The sequence below is a fragment of the Brevibacillus laterosporus LMG 15441 genome (genome assembly GCF_000219535.2).
Taxonomy (GTDB): domain Bacteria; phylum Bacillota; class Bacilli; order Brevibacillales; family Brevibacillaceae; genus Brevibacillus_B; species Brevibacillus_B halotolerans.
Map to the genome: position 1 here is coordinate 3,058,987 of NZ_CP007806.1, position 18,459 is coordinate 3,077,445.

General features: G+C 41.4%; 21 protein-coding genes and 1 riboswitch. Of the genes, 4 read left to right on the top strand and 17 right to left on the bottom strand.

Going from position 1 to position 18,459, the window contains the following annotated elements:
• Positions 1-13: 13 nt before the first annotated feature.
• The 6 genes from BRLA_RS13040 to BRLA_RS13065 all read right to left on the bottom strand — a co-directional run bounded on the left by BRLA_RS13040 (position 14) and on the right by BRLA_RS13065 (position 5,074).
• Entirely contained in the window at positions 14-451 is a 438-nt protein-coding gene (locus BRLA_RS13040; protein ID WP_003336169.1) for a EutP/PduV family microcompartment system protein, read from the bottom strand.
• A 2-nt stretch (positions 452-453) separates the two neighbouring features.
• Positions 454-807, bottom strand: a complete 354-nt coding sequence (locus BRLA_RS13045) for a BMC domain-containing protein (RefSeq protein WP_003336168.1) — start codon at positions 805-807, stop codon at positions 454-456.
• A gap of 191 nt (positions 808-998) precedes the next feature.
• Positions 999-2,138, bottom strand: a complete 1,140-nt coding sequence (locus BRLA_RS13050; RefSeq protein WP_003336167.1) for a 1-propanol dehydrogenase PduQ — start codon at positions 2,136-2,138, stop codon at positions 999-1,001.
• A 267-nt stretch (positions 2,139-2,405) separates the two neighbouring features.
• Positions 2,406-2,957 carry a hypothetical protein gene (locus BRLA_RS13055; protein ID WP_003336166.1) on the bottom strand — a complete coding sequence of 184 codons (552 nt, stop codon included), beginning with the start codon at positions 2,955-2,957 and terminating at the stop codon, positions 2,406-2,408.
• Entirely contained in the window at positions 2,947-3,342 is a 396-nt protein-coding gene (locus BRLA_RS13060; protein ID WP_003336165.1) for a DUF4430 domain-containing protein, read from the bottom strand. Before BRLA_RS13060 ends, BRLA_RS13055 begins: the two co-directional genes overlap by 11 nt.
• A 52-nt stretch (positions 3,343-3,394) precedes the next feature.
• A riboswitch (adenosylcobalamin (AdoCbl) riboswitch) is annotated at positions 3,395-3,547 on the bottom strand.
• 96 nt (positions 3,548-3,643) lie between these two features.
• Positions 3,644-5,074: an NAD(P)/FAD-dependent oxidoreductase gene (locus tag BRLA_RS13065; RefSeq protein ID WP_003336163.1), complete on the bottom strand. Its 1,431-nt coding sequence runs from the start codon at positions 5,072-5,074 to the stop codon at positions 3,644-3,646.
• A gap of 256 nt (positions 5,075-5,330) precedes the next feature.
• Here BRLA_RS13065 and BRLA_RS13070 point away from each other — a divergent pair, with 256 nt between their 5' ends.
• The 4 genes from BRLA_RS13070 to BRLA_RS13085 all read left to right on the top strand — a co-directional run bounded on the left by BRLA_RS13070 (position 5,331) and on the right by BRLA_RS13085 (position 8,348).
• Positions 5,331-6,137, top strand: a complete 807-nt coding sequence (locus tag BRLA_RS13070) for an ABC transporter ATP-binding protein (protein ID WP_003336162.1) — start codon at positions 5,331-5,333, stop codon at positions 6,135-6,137.
• A 131-nt stretch (positions 6,138-6,268) separates the two neighbouring features.
• Positions 6,269-6,469 (top strand): hypothetical protein, encoded by a 201-nt coding sequence (locus BRLA_RS23755; protein ID WP_003336161.1) that lies wholly within the window; start codon positions 6,269-6,271, stop codon positions 6,467-6,469.
• A 255-nt stretch (positions 6,470-6,724) separates the two neighbouring features.
• A complete protein-coding gene (locus BRLA_RS13080; protein WP_003336160.1) occupies positions 6,725-7,411 on the top strand; it encodes a queuosine precursor transporter in 687 nt (228 codons plus the stop codon).
• 127 nt (positions 7,412-7,538) lie between these two features.
• Complete coding sequence (locus tag BRLA_RS13085) at positions 7,539-8,348, top strand: class I SAM-dependent methyltransferase (RefSeq protein WP_003336159.1); 810 nt, start codon at positions 7,539-7,541, stop codon at positions 8,346-8,348.
• 290 nt (positions 8,349-8,638) lie between these two features.
• Here BRLA_RS13085 and BRLA_RS13090 read toward each other — a convergent pair whose 3' ends face one another.
• From BRLA_RS13090 to BRLA_RS13140, 11 genes are all read right to left on the bottom strand, one after another.
• Entirely contained in the window at positions 8,639-9,760 is a 1,122-nt protein-coding gene (locus tag BRLA_RS13090; protein WP_003336158.1) for a sensor histidine kinase, read from the bottom strand.
• Entirely contained in the window at positions 9,753-10,448 is a 696-nt protein-coding gene (locus BRLA_RS13095) for a response regulator transcription factor (RefSeq protein ID WP_003336157.1), read from the bottom strand. The genes BRLA_RS13090 and BRLA_RS13095 overlap by 8 nt, the downstream gene beginning before the upstream one ends.
• A gap of 199 nt (positions 10,449-10,647) precedes the next feature.
• Positions 10,648-11,370 carry a KDGP aldolase gene (locus BRLA_RS13100; protein ID WP_003336156.1) on the bottom strand — a complete coding sequence of 241 codons (723 nt, stop codon included), beginning with the start codon at positions 11,368-11,370 and terminating at the stop codon, positions 10,648-10,650.
• The gene (locus tag BRLA_RS13105; protein WP_003336155.1) at positions 11,370-12,485 is read right to left on the bottom strand and encodes a DgaE family pyridoxal phosphate-dependent ammonia lyase; all 1,116 of its coding nucleotides are present in this window, start codon (positions 12,483-12,485) and stop codon (positions 11,370-11,372) included. The genes BRLA_RS13100 and BRLA_RS13105 overlap by 1 nt, the downstream gene beginning before the upstream one ends.
• Before the next feature lie 89 nt (positions 12,486-12,574).
• Positions 12,575-13,225 carry a DUF4310 family protein gene (locus tag BRLA_RS13110; protein ID WP_003336154.1) on the bottom strand — a complete coding sequence of 217 codons (651 nt, stop codon included), beginning with the start codon at positions 13,223-13,225 and terminating at the stop codon, positions 12,575-12,577.
• A gap of 1 nt (position 13,226) precedes the next feature.
• The gene (locus tag BRLA_RS13115) at positions 13,227-14,015 is read right to left on the bottom strand and encodes a DUF4311 domain-containing protein (protein ID WP_003336153.1); all 789 of its coding nucleotides are present in this window, start codon (positions 14,013-14,015) and stop codon (positions 13,227-13,229) included.
• Between the two features lie 23 nt (positions 14,016-14,038).
• A complete protein-coding gene (locus tag BRLA_RS13120) occupies positions 14,039-14,386 on the bottom strand; it encodes a DUF4312 family protein (protein WP_003336151.1) in 348 nt (115 codons plus the stop codon).
• Between the two features lie 13 nt (positions 14,387-14,399).
• Positions 14,400-14,759 carry an SFCGS family glycine-rich protein gene (locus BRLA_RS13125; protein ID WP_003336150.1) on the bottom strand — a complete coding sequence of 120 codons (360 nt, stop codon included), beginning with the start codon at positions 14,757-14,759 and terminating at the stop codon, positions 14,400-14,402.
• A 12-nt stretch (positions 14,760-14,771) separates the two neighbouring features.
• The gene (locus BRLA_RS13130) at positions 14,772-15,149 is read right to left on the bottom strand and encodes a PRD domain-containing protein (protein WP_003336149.1); all 378 of its coding nucleotides are present in this window, start codon (positions 15,147-15,149) and stop codon (positions 14,772-14,774) included.
• Complete coding sequence (locus tag BRLA_RS13135; protein ID WP_003336148.1) at positions 15,140-16,273, bottom strand: amidohydrolase/deacetylase family metallohydrolase; 1,134 nt, start codon at positions 16,271-16,273, stop codon at positions 15,140-15,142. Before BRLA_RS13135 ends, BRLA_RS13130 begins: the two co-directional genes overlap by 10 nt.
• A 7-nt stretch (positions 16,274-16,280) precedes the next feature.
• Entirely contained in the window at positions 16,281-18,299 is a 2,019-nt protein-coding gene (locus BRLA_RS13140; RefSeq protein ID WP_003336147.1) for a BglG family transcription antiterminator, read from the bottom strand.
• Positions 18,300-18,459: the final 160 nt, after the last annotated feature.

The following is an 18,459-nucleotide window of genomic DNA, read 5'->3' on the forward strand; positions in this document are numbered from 1 at the left end:
TACTTCCCAAAACTTATTCATCATCACTTAAATAGCTTTGCAGCTCTTCTAAACCAATGTTTTCAGTAGAAGAAATCTCAAAAATGGTCGAAGCTCCAGCCGCTAGCAAGTATTCTCGGGCTTTTTTCACATCCTCCGTATTTTTGGCAATGTCTACTTTTGTAATGATACCAATAACTGGCTTTGCAAATACAGAACCAAAAGAAGGTGGAAAATAACAATCTTCATTTGTGCAATCTTGCACAAGGCCTATGACATCCGCATCGACACTTGTTACAAGCAACATTCTATATAAACCTCTATTTTCTATACATTCCCCAGGTGTGTCAATGGCTTGATCGAAGGTTTCTATGGCTTGTGTTTTCTTATAGGCGATCACATGTCCGTGAAGTCGCTGGCATAAAGTGGTCTTCCCACATCCTGTATTACCGGTTAGAATAATTTTTTTCATAACTACGTTCTCGTTATCTTCGTAGCTGAAAATCCTAAAATATTCTGTAAGCCAAGCAACACTTCATTTAGCGCGGATTCCACAGAGGATACATCACCTGTAATCACCACTGATCCACTAAAACGATCCACAAAGCCGATTAGCACTCCAGCAGCTTTCGTTGCTATGTCAGCAGCGATAATCGAAGCTTCACTTGGGGTAATGGTCAAAATACCAATTGCATCCTTCGTATCACTACCTAATCCTAGCTTTTTATAAATATCTGCATTCGGATTAGCTATGATATGAGCTAGTGTGACTTGTTTACCTGGTACATACTCCTGAATGACACGTTGTTTCTCGTTGTTTTGGCTCATAAATCTCATCCCATCTGCTTGAAAAAACATTAAAAACACATAAAGGCCCCTTAAAAAATACACTCGGCAATTTTTAAGGAGCCTCTTCGCTCTCAACTGAAATTCTTAACACGTCATTGTGTTAATTTCACTATATTTGAACTTGTAAACGATGTCAATACTTCATTAGACTAATTTCGACAAAATATTCGCTACTGAAACATTTTGTTCAAAATTCCAATAACATCTTCTTCCGTTGGCACACGTGGATTTGTTTTTGTACATCCATCCTTAAGCGCGCCTTCTGCAATCGCATTTCTCATTTCTTCCAGTTGCTTATACTCTATGCCACAATCCCGCAAATTCGTTGGCATTTTCAATTGTTTTTGCAATTGCTTGATTGCATTAATTAAGCTGCGCACTCCACTTCTCGTATTGCTTGCTGGAAGACCTAAGGTTTTAGCAATAGCTACGTATCTCTTAGCGGTCGCCTGATTTTCACCCTGACCATATCCTGTTCCACAATTCGCATTGAATTCGATGACATGTGGAAGCAGTAAGGAATTCATGCGACCATGAGGAATGTGGAACTTAGCTCCAGCTACATGGGCAATTCCGTGATTGAGGCCTAGTGATGTAACATTAAAGGCCATTCCTGCAAGGCATGAAGCATTGTGCATTTTTTCACGTGCCTCTAAATCATTACCATCCTTGTATGCTCTTACTAAATATTCAAAGACAAGCTTCATCGCCTTTTCCGCTAGAGCATCAGAAATATCATTTGCTTTTGTAGACACAAACGCCTCGATAGCATGCGTCAAAACATCCATTCCCGTATCGGCTGTAATAAAATCAGGGACGCTTTTTACTAGCTCTGGGTCTAAAATAGCTTCTTCTGGCGTCATATCATTCGACACTAGAGGGTACTTAATATTTTTTTGCTGATCACTAATAACAGAAAATGCGGTTACCTCTGATCCTGTTCCACTTGTTGTCGGAATCGCAATGAAAGGAAGGTCTTTTTGATTCGACACTTGTTTCGCAAAATATTTCATTGCTTTCGCTGCATCGATAGCCGAGCCTCCTCCTAGTGCAACAATCGTATCCGTTTCAAACTCACTGAGGGCTTTCATTCCACTTACAACAACCTCGATTGGCGGGTCTGGAACGATATCACTAAAAACCAAGTGCTTATTACTCGCGTCAATCTGGTCAATGACATGCTGAATCATTCCCGATTGAACCATAAAAGGGTCTGTGACAATAAAAATTCGTTTTTCTTTCAGATCCTGCAGGCGATGTAGTGCGCCTTGTCCCATGTAAATATCTGTTTTAAAACTAACCTTATCCATGCTGACACCTCCATTTGGAATAAAAAAAGAGGCTTTTTAGAAGGGAGCATACCCTTTAAAAGCCTCTTTGCTATCTACATAAGTAACACGTCTTTGTGTAACCTGTATTCTGTTTTCTACCAATACTGTACTACTATATTTACCATATAGTCAACTATGTATTGATTGTTATTTTTAAAAACACTATACACGTCTTTGTGTATAAAAACCTTTTGCATCAAAGGTTTGATATAATTCGGCAAGCACTGCATTGTGCCTGTTCAGTTGTCAAGACTTAGCAAAATGTTGATTTATCAATTTGTGCAACAAAGGAAGTAAAAGAGGTGTGAGTACGACATAAAAAACGAAATTCCCAATTGCATGCATCGTATCATAGGGGACTCCTGCTAGATAATAAACAAGAAAATAAGTTGAACCGTAAAGCGGTATCTGACAAAGAGAGTTAATAAACCCGTAAAGCATTCCTGTAAATCCGGCGTATATGGCCATCACGAACAAGGAAAACTTTGGAAACACAGGACGTATAAATATACCGGTTACTACGACAATTATACAGTACGCAATGATCTGCGGGATAATCCAAATCCCGATTCCCAGGACCATATTTGACAAAATCATCACAATTATCGCAAGCAACAAACCATATTGAAGTCCCATCAGAATTGTCATAAGAATGACAAATGTTGTCACGGGCTGTACGTTAGGTATGGACGACAGTGCAATCCGGCCAGCAACAGACAAGGCAGCTAAGATAGCTAGCAGCGTTATGCCTCTTACACTGGATAGGGATGCTTTGTGTATTTGGTGGTTAGGAGGCATGTAAATCCCACTTAATGACATCGCCATCTTTGACTTTAAGATCCTTGGCTCCTGTAACCGCTGGGGCTCCGTTCACTTCGTATAACCAATACTTTTTCTCTGCTGGATTTTGCTTCACATCCTCAATTGACGTGATAAATCCATTATCGTCTTCCACTTTAAAATTGGTTTTCATCAACTCATACAAGGTTTGATCCCCTTTGAATTGAATTGTTTTTTCGGCAATTTTGGTTTTGCCCTGATCGCTTGAAACTTCCACAACGATCTTGTTTTCAACCTTTTCTTCTGCTAATGTGTTTTGCGCTACTTCATTATTTGAACAACCCACTACACTTACCAGCGCAAGTGCAATAAGTAAGGCGATTTGACAAACTCTTCTTACCATTTCCGCTCCTTTCTCCATTAAAAAAGTCTAGTGAGGCGGGAACATCACTAGACATGGACTAACCACTTTCGCCTCGAAATGGTTAGCCTTTCAGTAGTTTTTAGGTAAAAGACCTGACTTAAGACCGGAAAACAGTCTATCACAGTGGCGGGACCGCGTTGGATTTGCACCAAACTTCCATTACCTAAAACTATTATTATTTACATGAATGAGATGTGACCCATTTGAAAATATTATAGCACAAGAAATGGACTTGACAATCATGCTGTTGTGACAAAATATAGTTGTATTCTTCCATATTTTAAGGCAGATGACGTAAAATTCCCCGAGCAATATGAACGCCGCATGCTCCTGCTTGCGCAAGCCCTCGCGTTAAACCTGCTCCATCGCCGCCTGCATATAAACCACTAATTTCTGTTTCAAAGTGCGGATTCAAATATGGACGTGCTGAATAGAATTTCGCTTCTACTCCATAAAACAGCGTGTGTTCACTTGCAATACCCGGCGTAACATGATCGAGTGCCTCCACCATTTCAATTAAGCTTTTCATTGTATTATATGGTAATACTAGGCCGAGATCACCTGGTACGGCTTCTTTTAACGTTGGCTCAATAAATCCCTCTTTCAGTCGTTTTTCTGTCGAACGCCGCCCACGTTTTATATCGCCAAAGCGCTGTACAATCACGGAGCCGTTAGAAAGATCATTCGCTCGTCTTGATACCTCTTTCGCGTATTCGTTTGGCTTATCAAATGGTTCTGTAAAGACATGAGACACAAGCAGAGCAAAGTTCGTGTTAGGGGACCCCAGCTTCTCATCCTTGTATGCATGCCCGTTAGCCGCCATTACACCGCTGTGATTTTCTACAACAACATGACCGCTTGGATTGGAACAAAAGCTTCGCACAATTTGATCCGTAGAAGATTTGAACAAGAACTTCCCTTCATATAGATGCTTATTGATTTCTTCCATGACTACATTGGTCGTTTCTACACGAACCCCCACATCTACTTGATTGTTACTCAATCGTAGGCCCTGTTTTTTCAAAATCTCACCGAACCATTGCGAGCCGTCTCGGCCAGGAGCAATAACGATTTTGTTCGCTCGGTACTCCTGACCCTTTTTACAGGTAATTCCGCGAATTTCTTTACCACTTTCCGTTTGCTCAACAATGATATCTTCCACTTCCTGCTTAAAAAGCATTGTAATTTTTGATTCTAGCTCTTCGCAGATACTCTTCAAAATCTCCAAGTTTTGTTCCGTACCTAAATGACGGACATTTGCACGCAGTAGTTTCAGTCCAACTGCTTGCCCCTTACGTTCTATATCACGGACAGCCTCCGTGGTTGGATCGGTTATATTGGGAGTAGCTCCGTGTTTTAAATTAATATCATCAACATATTTAATCAGCTCAAGCACTTCAGAAGGTGCTAAATAATCGGTCATCCAGCCACCGAATTCTGTCGTGATGTTAAATTTTCCATCTGAATAAGCTCCTGCTCCACCAAATCCGTTGGTAATTGAGCAGGCTGGCAAGCAACCACTAAAATCCTTTCGACCTGCTGGAGGCGGACATTTACTAATTTTTTTCTCAAGGATGGGACAGCGACGCGAGTAAATATTATGTCCTTTTTCAATCAACAGGATCTGTAAATCAGGTTTTTTATGGATCAATTCATATGCCGTAAAAATGCCTGCTGGACCAGCTCCGACAATGATAACATCATAATTCATAGATGTTGCCCCCTTGAAAATGTTAGGAAATTACAAGCCTTATTGATTATAACATTGCTTTTTAAATAATCAAGAAAGAATCCGAACATTTTTATTGAATGTTTATTTTTTGTTCGTATTATTTATTTGTAATTGTTCTTGGAAAAAAGGTTTAATAAAACGATATTTCCTTCTTAATCCCTTCATTTCTAGATTGATATATAAGACAGAAAATTAGTACAATGATTAAAAAGACGAAAAAGGAGAGAACCTACTCGTGCATGCTGAACCAATTCTTACTTTAAACAAGGTAAGCTGGAAACGCGGTGATACACCTATTCTTAAAGAAATAAGCTGGAACATTCATTCTCAAGAGCATTGGTGTCTACTCGGTCTAAATGGATCAGGTAAATCAACCCTCCTTCAGCTTCTAAACGGCTATGTTTGGCCTACTTCTGGAGAAATTGAGGTTCTTGGAAAAAGGTTCGGTACCTATGACTTGCGACAGTTACGCAAAGAAATCGGCCTTGTCAGTAGTTCTCTGCAACAACAGCTTCGAGGCGGTGATACCGGGCTAGAGATTGTATTATCTGGTAAACACGCTTCTTTAAGCCTTTACGAGCCAAAGCTTCAAGAAGAGATAGAACAGGCAAAAGCTCTATTAGAACAATTTGGTTGTACTCATTTAGAGCATCGTCCCTATCAGGTTTTGTCACAAGGCGAACGTCAGCGTATTTTATTAGCCCGTGCCCTAATGGCATCCCCACGATTGTTGATTTTAGATGAGCCTACAACGGGTCTTGATTTTATAGCACGTGAACAATTATTACTGTACATTGAAACAATGGCGAAACAGCCTAATTCTCCCACCATTATCTACGTCACCCATCATATAGAAGAAATTTTGCCTTGTTTTACTCATACGCTCTTACTCAAGAATGGGAGTATTTTTGATTCTGGTCAGACACAAGACATGCTTGGTCCAGAGCTTTTATCCCGTTTCTTTGAGATCGAGATTCAGCTTGAACACGTTATGGACCGACATTGGTTGTTTTGTAAAGAGCCTGTCGACAAGCGTCCCTGATGAGTTTTATCTATCAAAAAGAAAGTTTTATAGGTAAAAAGGAAAAGATATCCATATAAAATACCGATCTGTACTCTGACATTGATCTTCGTATCGTAGTCAAAGATGAGTTTTATGAAGAATACCTAGCATTGAAGAAGCAACGAGCAAATAACTGGGGGAACGTTTTATTTTATGAGGATGACCCGTTGGCAAATTACAGTGTTGCGCATTTTTCTTCTTTTATAAAGGTAGATTCCTTTTATTATCGAGCGGAAGATATGCAGCCCTCCATCTGGTTACAAGCTGAGAATTTGGAGTGGGTCGATGAGATTTTAAATCTTATTCTTTAAACATATTCCATATAGGGCAGCTATTTGCTGCTCTTCTTTGCATTGGGAGAAAGAGAATTCTTTTTACTTGGTTTGTTTTTTCTAAAAAATTTTTTTGATTGCTGGTTAAATGATACTCCTCCATCAAAGAATAACTACTGATGTGGAAAAAAGCATTGAACCACTGGGTGAAGCTTGTTACAATGAGTCCTTGTAACAACTTCATACACTCTTCGCGGTTCGAGATCTCCCGCGTTATCAAAACTAGGAGGATACATGTTTAATTTATGGTTTGGGATTGGCTTTGTGCTAGTCAATTTTGTCTTATTCTTATTATGCTATCGTTTTTTTGGCAAAGTAGGCTTATATGCTTGGATTGGATTTGCTACCGTGCTGGCCAACATTCAAGTAGTGAAAATAGTTGAGCTGTTTGGTTTTGCCATGACGCTTGGAAATACGATGTATGCAACTATCTATCTATGCAGTGACCTGCTCAATGAAAAATATGGGCAAGAGCAAGCGAAAAAAGCTGTTTGGTTTGGTTTCTTCACGCTAATTGCCACAACCATTATCATGCAGATGGCCCTTAGATTTGTACCTCATCCAGAGGAGCTGGCGAAGCAGGATGCCTTAGCCATGATTTTTGGCATTATGCCTAGACTAGTAATTGCTAGTTTAACGTCATATTTTATTAGTCAGTTTTTAGATGTCCGTATCTATACTTTCTTAAAGAAGATATGTCCGAAACCAAATCAATTATGGATTCGAAATAACGGAAGCACTTTAATTAGCCAATTCGTTGATACCGTACTCTTCTGCACCATTGCTTTTTTAGGGGTATTACCTATGGATACTTGGTTTGACATTTTACTCACAACCTATCTGATTAAATTCGTAGTTTCGGCTGCTTCTACACCGATTTTATATATAGCGCGTAATTTTACGTTTACCAAAGAAAGCTAAGTATTCATTACTAGCTATCCTCTGAAAATCAAAAGTCCGTTTGTACATGAAAATCCATGTTGCAGGCGGACTTTTGATTTAGTTCATATAATGTTATAATTTTCTGATAAAATAAGGAGGTATTAGTATGCTTGGCTTTTATAACCGTTTATCTTCAGAAGTATATGATTTGGATAAACCAATTGGTCATTCCTTTGGTGATGTAGAATTTTATAAACAACGATTACTCCTACATAAAGGAAAAATCCTTGAACCTGCTGTAGGTACAGGTCGGATACTTATTCCACTCTTGGAAAGTGGTTTACAGGTAGAAGGATATGATAGCTCCCCAGAAATGCTTCGAATCTGTCAGAATAACTGCCAAAAAAAGGGACTATCTCCAACCCTGTTTGAAGCAACGATGGAAACTTATGCTTCACCTACCCTGTATCAGGCCATTATTATACCCGCTGGAACATTTTTATTGATTCATGAGAGAGAAGCATCCATCACAGCCTTACAAAACTTTTATCACAGTCTGGAAAACGGCGGAAAATTAATCATTGATCTTTTTTTACAAACAGAGTTCAGCTTTGGAACGATCTCAACAAGAACATGGACATGTGATAACGCTGATGTGATCACATATCAAGATACTTTGGTTGAGGTAGATTATATTAATCAATATAGTATTTCTTACGGCCGATATGAAAAGTGGCGTAATGGAACTCTAGTAGAAACTGAGCTAGAACGATTTCCCCTACGTTGGTACGGCGTAGAGGAATTTAGAATGATTCTTGAAAAAATTGGATTTCAGCAGATTATCATTTCCGCTGATTATCAGTTCCAGGCATATCCAACCAACACAACGAAAATCATTACCTTTGAAGCGATTGCTAACAAGGCGGGAAAAGCTGACGTGAATGTTAAAACTGGTGCTATCAGCTATGACATGTAACACTTCGTTATTAGGAAAGCGACCGTTCGAATTCTCCCTATCGGACGGTTCTTTGCCTTTACCGTTTCGGCAAGAGGATATGAATCGACCTCATATTTTTCACAATTGATACTATCCTGTTTGTATAATCCGTATCCTGAAAGATCGTTTTATATCCTAGCAACAAAACGATGATAATAACGAAAAAACCCCACTTTTTCATACACAGCTTCCCCTTTCATCCTATAGGATAGGGACAACTGTTTAAAAAATAAGCAGGGTAAATCTAAAATAATTCTTAATTTATTCGGTTAGTCTTTAAAATCTTGGGTCTTTTGATGAAAATTCTGCGGTAACCGCACTTGAAAACATGTTTGGATCACATTACTCTCCACAGAAATAACACCATGATGCTGCTCTACAAGATTCTTCGCAATGAATAACCCCAGACCTGTGCTTCCTCCCTGATGGGTTCGTGCCTGGTCACCTGTGTAGAACATTTCAAAGATGTGCGGCAGCTCTTCTGAAGGAATGCAATTTCCATAATTGACTATCTCAACTACCACATCCTCGACATCCAGATAACAACTAATATCTACAAACTGACCATCATTTCCATAACGAATGGCATTGGTCAAGAGATTTTCAAACACCCGCGCAAGCAGTTCCCCATCTCCCCAAATAATTAGCTGCGGCGTTACGTTCAGTCTAGCTTCCAGCTGGTTTTTCTCAAAGGCTGGGTATAGTTCTTCTTTTAATTGCACGATAAGTTCACTTAAATCGATTGGCTTCTTCTCAATGGGAAGCATTCCATAATTCATTCTCGCGATTTCAAATAATTCATCGATCAGCTTTTCTAAACGTTGAGACTTGGTAAAAGCAACGGCCATATAATGTCTGACTTGTTCTGGGGTCAAATGATCGTCTTGTAGAATGAAATCTAAATACCCTATAACAGAAGTCAGCGGAGTGCGCAAATCATGGGCTAAATTCAATACTAGCTGGTCCTTGCTATTTTCTGCGAAATCTCCTCTTTCGACCGCTTTTTGCAACTTCTCACTCGCCAAATTAATATCTTTTGCAATATCTCCAAACTCATCATTCGAAGGAATATGAACCCTATTTGTGAAATTACCATTGGCAAGATGATGAATGCCATTGGATATCTGTTGAAAGTAAGTGGCATAAGGCTTGGTCAAAAGAAAGAAAAACAAAATAGCAAGAGGGATAAAAATAAGCAGAAAAAAGTTGATATCCCCTATATCTCTGATGAAATAGCGAATCGTAGTTAGTGGGTTTTCGAACTTGACCTGAACACGATAATAAAGCTGAAGAGCTTTATAGAGTATGTAGGTAATCGTACCAGACAAGAGCATACTAAGACCCAATAACAGAATCATTTTAGAACGAAAGCTTCGTATCATTTTATCCATTGAACGAATACCCTACTCCCCAGACGGTTTTTATTAGTTTGTTTCGATTTTTATCTTCTCCAAGTTTTTTCCGTAAGGTACGAATATGGACCATGACGGTATTCCCTCCCTCAAAGTATGCCTCACCCCATACCTGTTGAAAAAGGTTTTCGGCACTATACACCTTCTTGGGATGACGAGCTAACAAATACAAAATATCAAATTCCTTTGGCGTCAGCTCAATGGTTTTGCCGTAAAGGCTTACGGTTCGTTCCTCCGGATAAATGATTAAGCCCCCCGCCTCCACAACAGGTTTGTTCGTCGCAGCCAGTTGATTTAACTGCATGGAGCGCCTAAGCTGAGCATTTATTCGAGCAACCAGTTCCATAGGGTTAAATGGTTTGGTCATATAATCATCTGCACCCATTACTAATCCTGAGATTTTATCTAAGTCGGAGTTTTTTGCACTTAAGAAAATAATCGGCATAGGATACTGTTCCCGAATAAGTCTGGTTACTTCATACCCATTCAGCTTTGGCATCATAATATCCAAAATCGCCAGATCAATCGAATGGTTCTGAACCGCATGAATTGCTTCTTGCCCATCAGACACTTTTATGCAATGGTATCCCTCTTTTTTTACATGTAACGCAATCAGCTCTGCAATCTCTGCTTCATCATCAGCTATCAAAATAGTGATACGCATCATTGTATTCACCCTCTAAATAAAGTTAAAAACACTGTCATTATAGCAGGTTTCCGCTTATCAATGCTGCCTCGTTTATAGGAGCAAAAAGAGACTGAATGGGATATACCCAATCAGTCTATCATTCATTATTTTATACGATTAACGTAGCCGAATCAAAGGGACCATTCGGAAAAAATTGCACACCGAAATCAACTATAACCTATAACCACTCAGCTAATGTAGCTTTTACAGCTTGCACATCTTCTATTCTTGTCAAACCAGTCGCTTTATCCACGATAGACGTATAGATATGAGGAATCACTTCTCTAGCACCATTTTCGATACAAATGCGCACCGTTTCTGCCATATTTTCAATCGTAATTCCTCCTGTAGGCTCAAAAATGGTAATACCTGCTTCCACAGCAGCCTTTACCATGGCAATTAACTCATCTAATCGGTTATTCAATGGATAAAATTTGACAGAAGGGATACCCATGTCCGCGATTAATGCCGCCGCCGCTTCACATGAGATGGCTTCCTCATACCTCTGACTCACAGGCCCTGTGGTTACATACACCTTTCCTACGGTTCCACTTGGGGTAATCACCGCATTGACAATGGTATTTGCCCCACCTTCAGCCTCCAATAGTCCAATCGTGTAGCCAGCTGCTGGAAATACTTGATTCACATGCGGTGGGATCGTTTGCTTGGCTACCTCAGCTACTTTTTTCCACTGAGTGGGGTCAGCCGCTCCTAAGCCTACTGACACTGGAATCCCTGCTTTTTGATACTCCCTTACCTTTTCAACTGCCAATTCCACACTTGAAAATGACTTGACCATAAGACCAATTAATACCTGCCCATTCAATATTTCCATGATATCCTTTGCATTCTCAGGGTCTCTGGCTAATAAATTGACGCGTACTTTTACATGGCTACTCATCATTTTCCTCCTTCTATGCTTGCTAATATCTCACGTAAACGCTGAGCAATCAGATTTTCTTGTTGGGGAAGCAAGGGTCTTGGGTCAATATAGATGATTCCTACATTGGCATAATGATCCCTTGTATAAATAGAGGGATTTCCTTCTTTCAATTTTTGCGCTAGCTCTAAAGCCGTCATCCCAGCTATGGCTGGATCGATCGTTAGTTGTGCCCGGTAAATTTCGCGGCCAGCCTCATCCTGAACAATGCGTCCTGTGATTCCTGGCACATCCTTTATCTGCTCCAAAAATGATTGCATGCGCCCCTTTTGCTCCTCGCCCGTATCACGCTTATTGGCGTAGCGCTCCAGTGCCACTGTTAAACCAATCAACGCTTCCTTCCCGACCTTCATTGCACGACCTATTCCTTTATATTGAGCATGGCACGCGTCAATGAAGTGCTGTTTGCCGCAAATAAAACCCGAGGTTGGTCCTTCGATGGCTTTACCACCACTATAAATGACCAAGTCCACGCCCATCTGAACATACTTGCGCAAATCTTCTTCAGCCGCTGCATCCACAACCACAGGGAGCTGATGACGATGTCCGATCTCTAGCATGGTCTGAAGAGATTGCATCCCCTTCTGTACGGCATGGTGGGACTTGATATAAAAGAGCGCAGCCGTTTTCTCACTAATCGCCCCCTCTATATGCTCGGCCTCCACAAAATTGGCATGACCTACCTCAATTACGTGGGCTCCTCCTAAAGCCATCATCTGTGGGACAGCTCCACCAAAATGTACAGAATGCCCCTTCTGTATAATCACTTCATTCGGAACACCTTGTAAAAATGGAATTTTCTCTAGTTTCGAAAGATTGCTTCCTGCAACAATGGCCGCAGTAGCAATTGCTATTCCTGCCGAGGCTCCGAGTGTTGGACAGCCTCCTTCTGCTCCGGTTGCTTTTGCGATACGTTTCCCAACCCAAGTTAACAGCTCCTGCATATTCACATAATCCATCGAAGCTTCTGAAATAGCTCGAGCCACTTCGGTATGAACAGCACTTGCACCTAGCGCCGTCATCTTTCCACTCGCATTAATGACGGCTTGAAGACCTAGCTGTTGATAGATTGACATGTTTTTCTCAGCCTTTCTGTTTCTAGCGTATGTGTAAAAAGATACAGGAATCTAAGTACACGCAAGACAACTTTCCATAAGCACCTCTTTTATGCTGGAATCGGAAAAATTCCACCCATAATCATTGCCCCAATGATTGCCCCACCTGCAATGGGCTTTTTAAACGCATAGAACAGGGCCGCACCAATTGTCGCGCCAATGCCCACTGGTATTGAGGCCATAATCGCTGTGATAACAATTAACGGTCCCAAATACCGACCAGCAGCATTTCCCGCCCCCATCATGACATCTGCCCCAAAGGTTGAGGTAGAACCAGCTACAGTATAGCGCCGAATGAAAATAATAATGATCCCAATCAAGAAACCTAGACCAGCACCTACTAGCAACGCGAGCGGAAACGATTCTATGGGAGCCACGATTCCGGCTCCTAGCAACAGGGCAGGTACTCCAATTCCGATGCCCGTTTGTAGAGCACCGCCGATATCCAAAATCCCTACTAGGGGGCCTTCTAAGACACGGGCAAACAAGAAGCTAGCGCCAAATGCCGCTGCAGCACCATAGCTTCCGCCTTTGATCCCTGCCTCTAACATCGCTACAATAGCAATATCATTAAATGCTCCTACATGATGCACATAATACATATGTGTACCAGCAAAAATCCCCGAGCATAAGCAGGCAACAAAGATAGGAAAAGCCCATTCAGACATCCAAAAGCCTTGTTTTTCTAACGATTGGTCCATATCATTTCACCTCTGATCCAAATAATTTGTGTACATCAATAAGCCATTGGGGAATATCCACCTGAATACTATGCAGAAACGCTACATCGAAACCACGGAAGAAACCACTTAATGTGTATAAAAGCACTACCGCAAGCACCAAGGTTTTCGTAATACGGTTCCAGCCGCTGTCGTCCACACCTTTACCGATGAGAATACCAAGAACAATACCAGGGACAGCATTCCCCATGATTAAATGAGCCAATCCACCTAGTACCGTCCCCCATAAACCAGTACGCTTACCAGCATCCATCGCAGCCATCCAGAAAACGATTGGCATGATTGGGTTAATCAGCCAGTTTGCAGCCGGGACCAATACCTTAGTTGCTACTAACTGCATGGAAGATGGTATGGACGAGGCGGTAGAATTTAATAAAGTCACCACGACAACCCCTACAAACGCTCCTACAAATGCCATTTTTTTCGGATTATGTAACGTTTCAGAAACATTCCGATTTTTCCATAACAGACCAGCCGCTGCCCAGTTTGGGATAATGCGATGATCAACGTCCTGAGTCAACGCACCTGCACCTACAACAGACGCCCATGCATTAAATAAAAATCCCAAACCGAATGAAAAGTGAGATATTGGATCTCCTTCACATGCATTTAATTCACCAAAGGTACGAAAAGCACCCATCCCTTGCACATTGGGAGCGTGAAACATACGAGCCGCACCTGCTCCAACTCCAAACCCAACGAGTGCACCAATAATGATTGATTTCACAATAATGACCAAGGTGATACCCATCCGCTACTCCCTCTTTTCTGTGCTTACGTGTTAGGATTCTTCGCTAGTTTGATCTGCCTGCTAGAAGTTGATTGAATTTCTTCCGTAAACGTTATTTTGGACAGCTCAATTACACGTAAACGGACCAAAATACGCACTTCAATCGTGTATTTCGTTCTAGTACGCGGAAACAAAATCCCTAGAAAGCGCTCTTTATAGGAAAATTGCGTTGCCTTCAAAACCTCAACATCCATCGGTTCAATTCGTAAAATGAGATCAGGAATTTCGCGAGCCATCTTGCTTTTAATTTGACTAAACACAAATTGAAAGGCAGCTTCTTTAGAATCACCGCTCCCGCTTAGCGTCAACGTGTAATCAAGCTCTTTATACATTCCCTGCTTCCTCCTATCCTTTCATTTTTTTAAACTCTTCTGTCATCCGTCTCCCCAATTCCTCCGTATCCATAAACCCAAAGCCAATTACTTTTTTCCCTTCACGCAAGGCCGTAATGCCCGCATCTATGGAGCGTAAGCCAAATTCAATCTCATAGCCATATTTCGTTTTAGCTGTAACAGCGCCAGCTCCACCGCTTCCACAAAAAGATAGTCCAAAATCGGCATGCTCCTTATGCATGTAATCTCCGACCTTCATATCTGCTCCGACTCCCGGAATAAGGATAGGTAGACCTCCAGCCGCTTTAATCCCTTTCGCAATATTCTGTCCTTTTCCTAGACGATCTCCAATAACCACCTTAATTTCACCCATTACAATTCCCTCCTATTTCGTCTCTTCTAATAAAGCCTTTGCTGTTTCTAAATGAACTTGCAGAAGAAAGATTTCAATTGGTTCGATCAAAAAACCATATTGCTCCCCATAAGCATCCAAAACCTTTTGCGAGATTTGCTGTAACCTTACATCTCCTTCTTCCATCAAAGATAAATCCATTGCAGCTAGTCTCTCCTTATGTTGCACGCGTCTCATAAAGGCCAGCAGATGAACTCCCATCGCAATCCAGCGTTCCTCGTTAATCGTCAGCGGAATCTGGCTCGTCAACTGCTGTATGTCCTCTAACAGCTTGGTTAACTCGGACACCTCTGTATCTTGTATGGGAGATAATTTAGCTACTTCCTCCACGATGCTTATCATCATACGCATTTCAATACCTTTCCTGATTTAATAGTGAGCTCTGGCTGCAAATAACTTGATGTGGTAAGGGTAGCTTGCTCAGAATCAGTTAGTTCCAAGGGCCCTTTTTTCATTCTCAACAGACTAATGTCAGCTCGTGTCCCTTCTGTTAAGGTGCCGATTTCATGCTCTTTTCGTAAAATCCTAGCTGGATTACATGTGCTCATCTCTACCACTTCATCGAGAGAAACACCTAACGCTAGTAATTTGTTCATTGTCATTGCTAAGCTGTGTACAGGACCATCTATGTTCTGCCGATAAATGTCTGTACTAATGGTGTATGGCTTAATCCCAAATTCCAGCGCACGTCTCATCGTGGCAAAGCTAAAGCTAGAGGTACCATGACCGACATCAAAGATTACACCACGCTTCAATGCCCGTTCTGCTTCTGGAAGCAAGCTACCCTCCTCTGTAAAAATACCGCCTTTTTTCCCATGAAACGCATGTGTAACAACATCCCCAGCTTCTAATAATTCCAATACGTCATGTAGCGCTGGAGGTGCATTTCCTATGTGAACCATCACTGGTACCTCTAGTTCTCTTGCCACCTGTTTAGCTATATATAGGGGCTTACTTCCGTTTTCTTGTACCACAGAAGCGCTCATTCTTGCTTTAATACCACAGATACGCGAATCATTTTTCATCAAATGAGCTGTTTCTACTGGTGCCAATTGAGATAAATCAGCTAACTCTGAAAGTCCTCCACAGAGCCCTAATCGTGAAATATTGATCCAAGCAAGCACTTCCGTCTCACTGCTCGTAACGGCTTTTTCCAGAAAAATAGGATAGGTTTCCACGCCGGCACTCCCAGCATCCACCACTGTTGTCACACCCTGCTGTACACCAATCCGATCCGTTTGAATGCCCAGCGGTGTGTAATCTGTGAATATATGCACATGCAAGTCTATTAATCCAGGCGTCACAATCAATTCCTTCGCATCAATCACCATTTTAGAGGCTGGAAGAGGCATATGATCATCTGCTTCCCAAACCCTTTGAATGTTGTCCCCTCGAATCCCAATATGAAAACGACCGTTTCGGCTGTTAGCTGGATCTATCACAAGACCATTACAAAGAAGTACATCGTAGTCCATTTTTATGTTAGCCCCTCTCTTCTGTGAAATATCGCATGATGGCAGTAAGCTCGCTGGTTGGCACTGAAAGATGCTCCTGCTCAAAAAATTGGATTAGCTCCTGCCGATAGGCCTTCATGTGACGAGATTCTTGTAATCCGCTTGTCTCATAGTTTAGATAAGAGCTGCCATGCGACAGGCGATTCACCATTAGTAGAACGTGTAGAAGCAAGCCTTGCTGCCTCTTTTCAGGTAACAGATGAGCAAATCGACTCGTTACTTTCATTCCAATCTCAAAACCTTGCAGGATAATGTCCTGTGTCATATGTTCCATTTCCTGAGCCATGGCAGATGAAGTATTTTTCACAAGTAGACTAGAATTTGTTCGCTCTCTGCTTGAGAACGGATCAGTACTGGAATCTACTGCACTTGAGAGCCGCTTAGCTGTATGTGACTTCACTTTTATTGCCTTCCATTCTCCTGCTTGGGAGGCTTCCTCCAGTTGCTTTGCCTTTACCACGTTTAAAACAGATTGTAGCTTTTCTCGATCCTGTTTCGTGGGCAGGGCATTTATTTGCACAACAGGTACTTTCGCCTGTAGGGGGATTACACTAACGATAAGGTCAACAGAGCGCCTTTGTAGGAAGCTATCAACCTCCAAGCTAGAGCAAAGGCCTACCACTTGTAATGTTTTGATTTCTTTTTCTAAATGGGTCTGGAGAAATCTTGCTACTCCTCTTCCCGTTCCACAAACAAGTAAGGTCCGCACTTGCCTATGACCTGCCAATCTTTCTTGAGCAGCTTGAAAATGAAGGACAATGTAGGCGATATCAGAATTAGAAAGTAGAATTTGATACTTTGCAAACTTTTCTAAGCAAATTTGCTTCAATACTGTAAACAAGGAAGGATATGTCCGAATGATATCATCAGTCAGTGGATTCGGGTCCAAAACGCCATTTCTGTATTTCACAATTCGATCTGACAGATGCGCAAATAAATGCTCCATTAGGCCTGGATCTTCTCGAAATCGAATCTCGCATTTGTTCGTTACCGCTTGAATAAGTTCCTCAGTCAGTGCATAAATCTCTGCTTGCTCGGAGGAATCAACCGTATCCTCATAGGCATGTGGGTCCACGATCATCCCGATGGTCGGCATACAAATAAAGGCTATTTCCTTCTCAGTGATCGGAAGCGACAGTTGTTCAGACAAGACTTGCAGTTCATTTTTGAAATAGGCAAAAATAGAAAACTGATGAATAGCTGAAATCTCTAGCGTATCTAGCTGGTTGCTGTATCCGCTACGCAAGCGTTGCACGACGATCCCCATCCGTATCAATAGGCTTATTAGAACTCGGTCTGACAGATGAATCCGTAGTTCTTTCCCTATACGAAGAACGACACGGTTTAATGCTTCTTTTAATCGGTATGCTTCCTCTTCTCTTATTTTCAATCTCTGAAAAATTGGCATGATGAGAGTCATGCTATCCTGTTCTTGTGAAATGCTCTGTACTAGCTGAAACATTTGAGCACCGTCTAGTAAATCCAGCATTAATTGCTCTAGTGCTAGCCTCCGCTGAAGTTCAGTACCAACCATTCGTAAGCCAACACGTAGCTTTCGCTCAAGATGTAATTGCCAATAGCTACAGAAGCGCTCTACCTTTTCAAGGTCTGAAATGATCGTATTGCGACTTACCAATAAGCTCTCCGTAAAATCCTTGATCCGCAAATATCGGACTTCACATAATAGCTCCAGGGCGATATAGCGGGCTCTTTCGTTTTGATGTAAAAAAATTTCATTTGCCCGGTGATTTTGTAACCAGTTGATTATTTGATTTTTGATCTGTCCTTCACATTCCAGCCAGATTCCCTTATTGGGTTGAGAAAGCAAAGGAATATTTCGTTCTTTCAGCCAAGCACGGATATGCTCCAAATCATATTTGACGGTTCGTTCACTAACTTGAAAGACCTGTGCTACTTCTTTTATTCGGAGTGGTTCTGGTGCTAGCACCAACGTTTTAATAATTTCACGCGATCGCGAAGACAGCATGCCTTCCTCTCCTTCCCGTCTCATCAATGTTGTAAGCGTATCCATCACTTGTTGATTTCATTATATGTCTGTCTCCTCTTTTCTTAAAGTTCGATTCCTTTCCCTATCAGATGGTGCAAAATTCGATACTTCATAGACGAAACGATAAACGATTTAAATT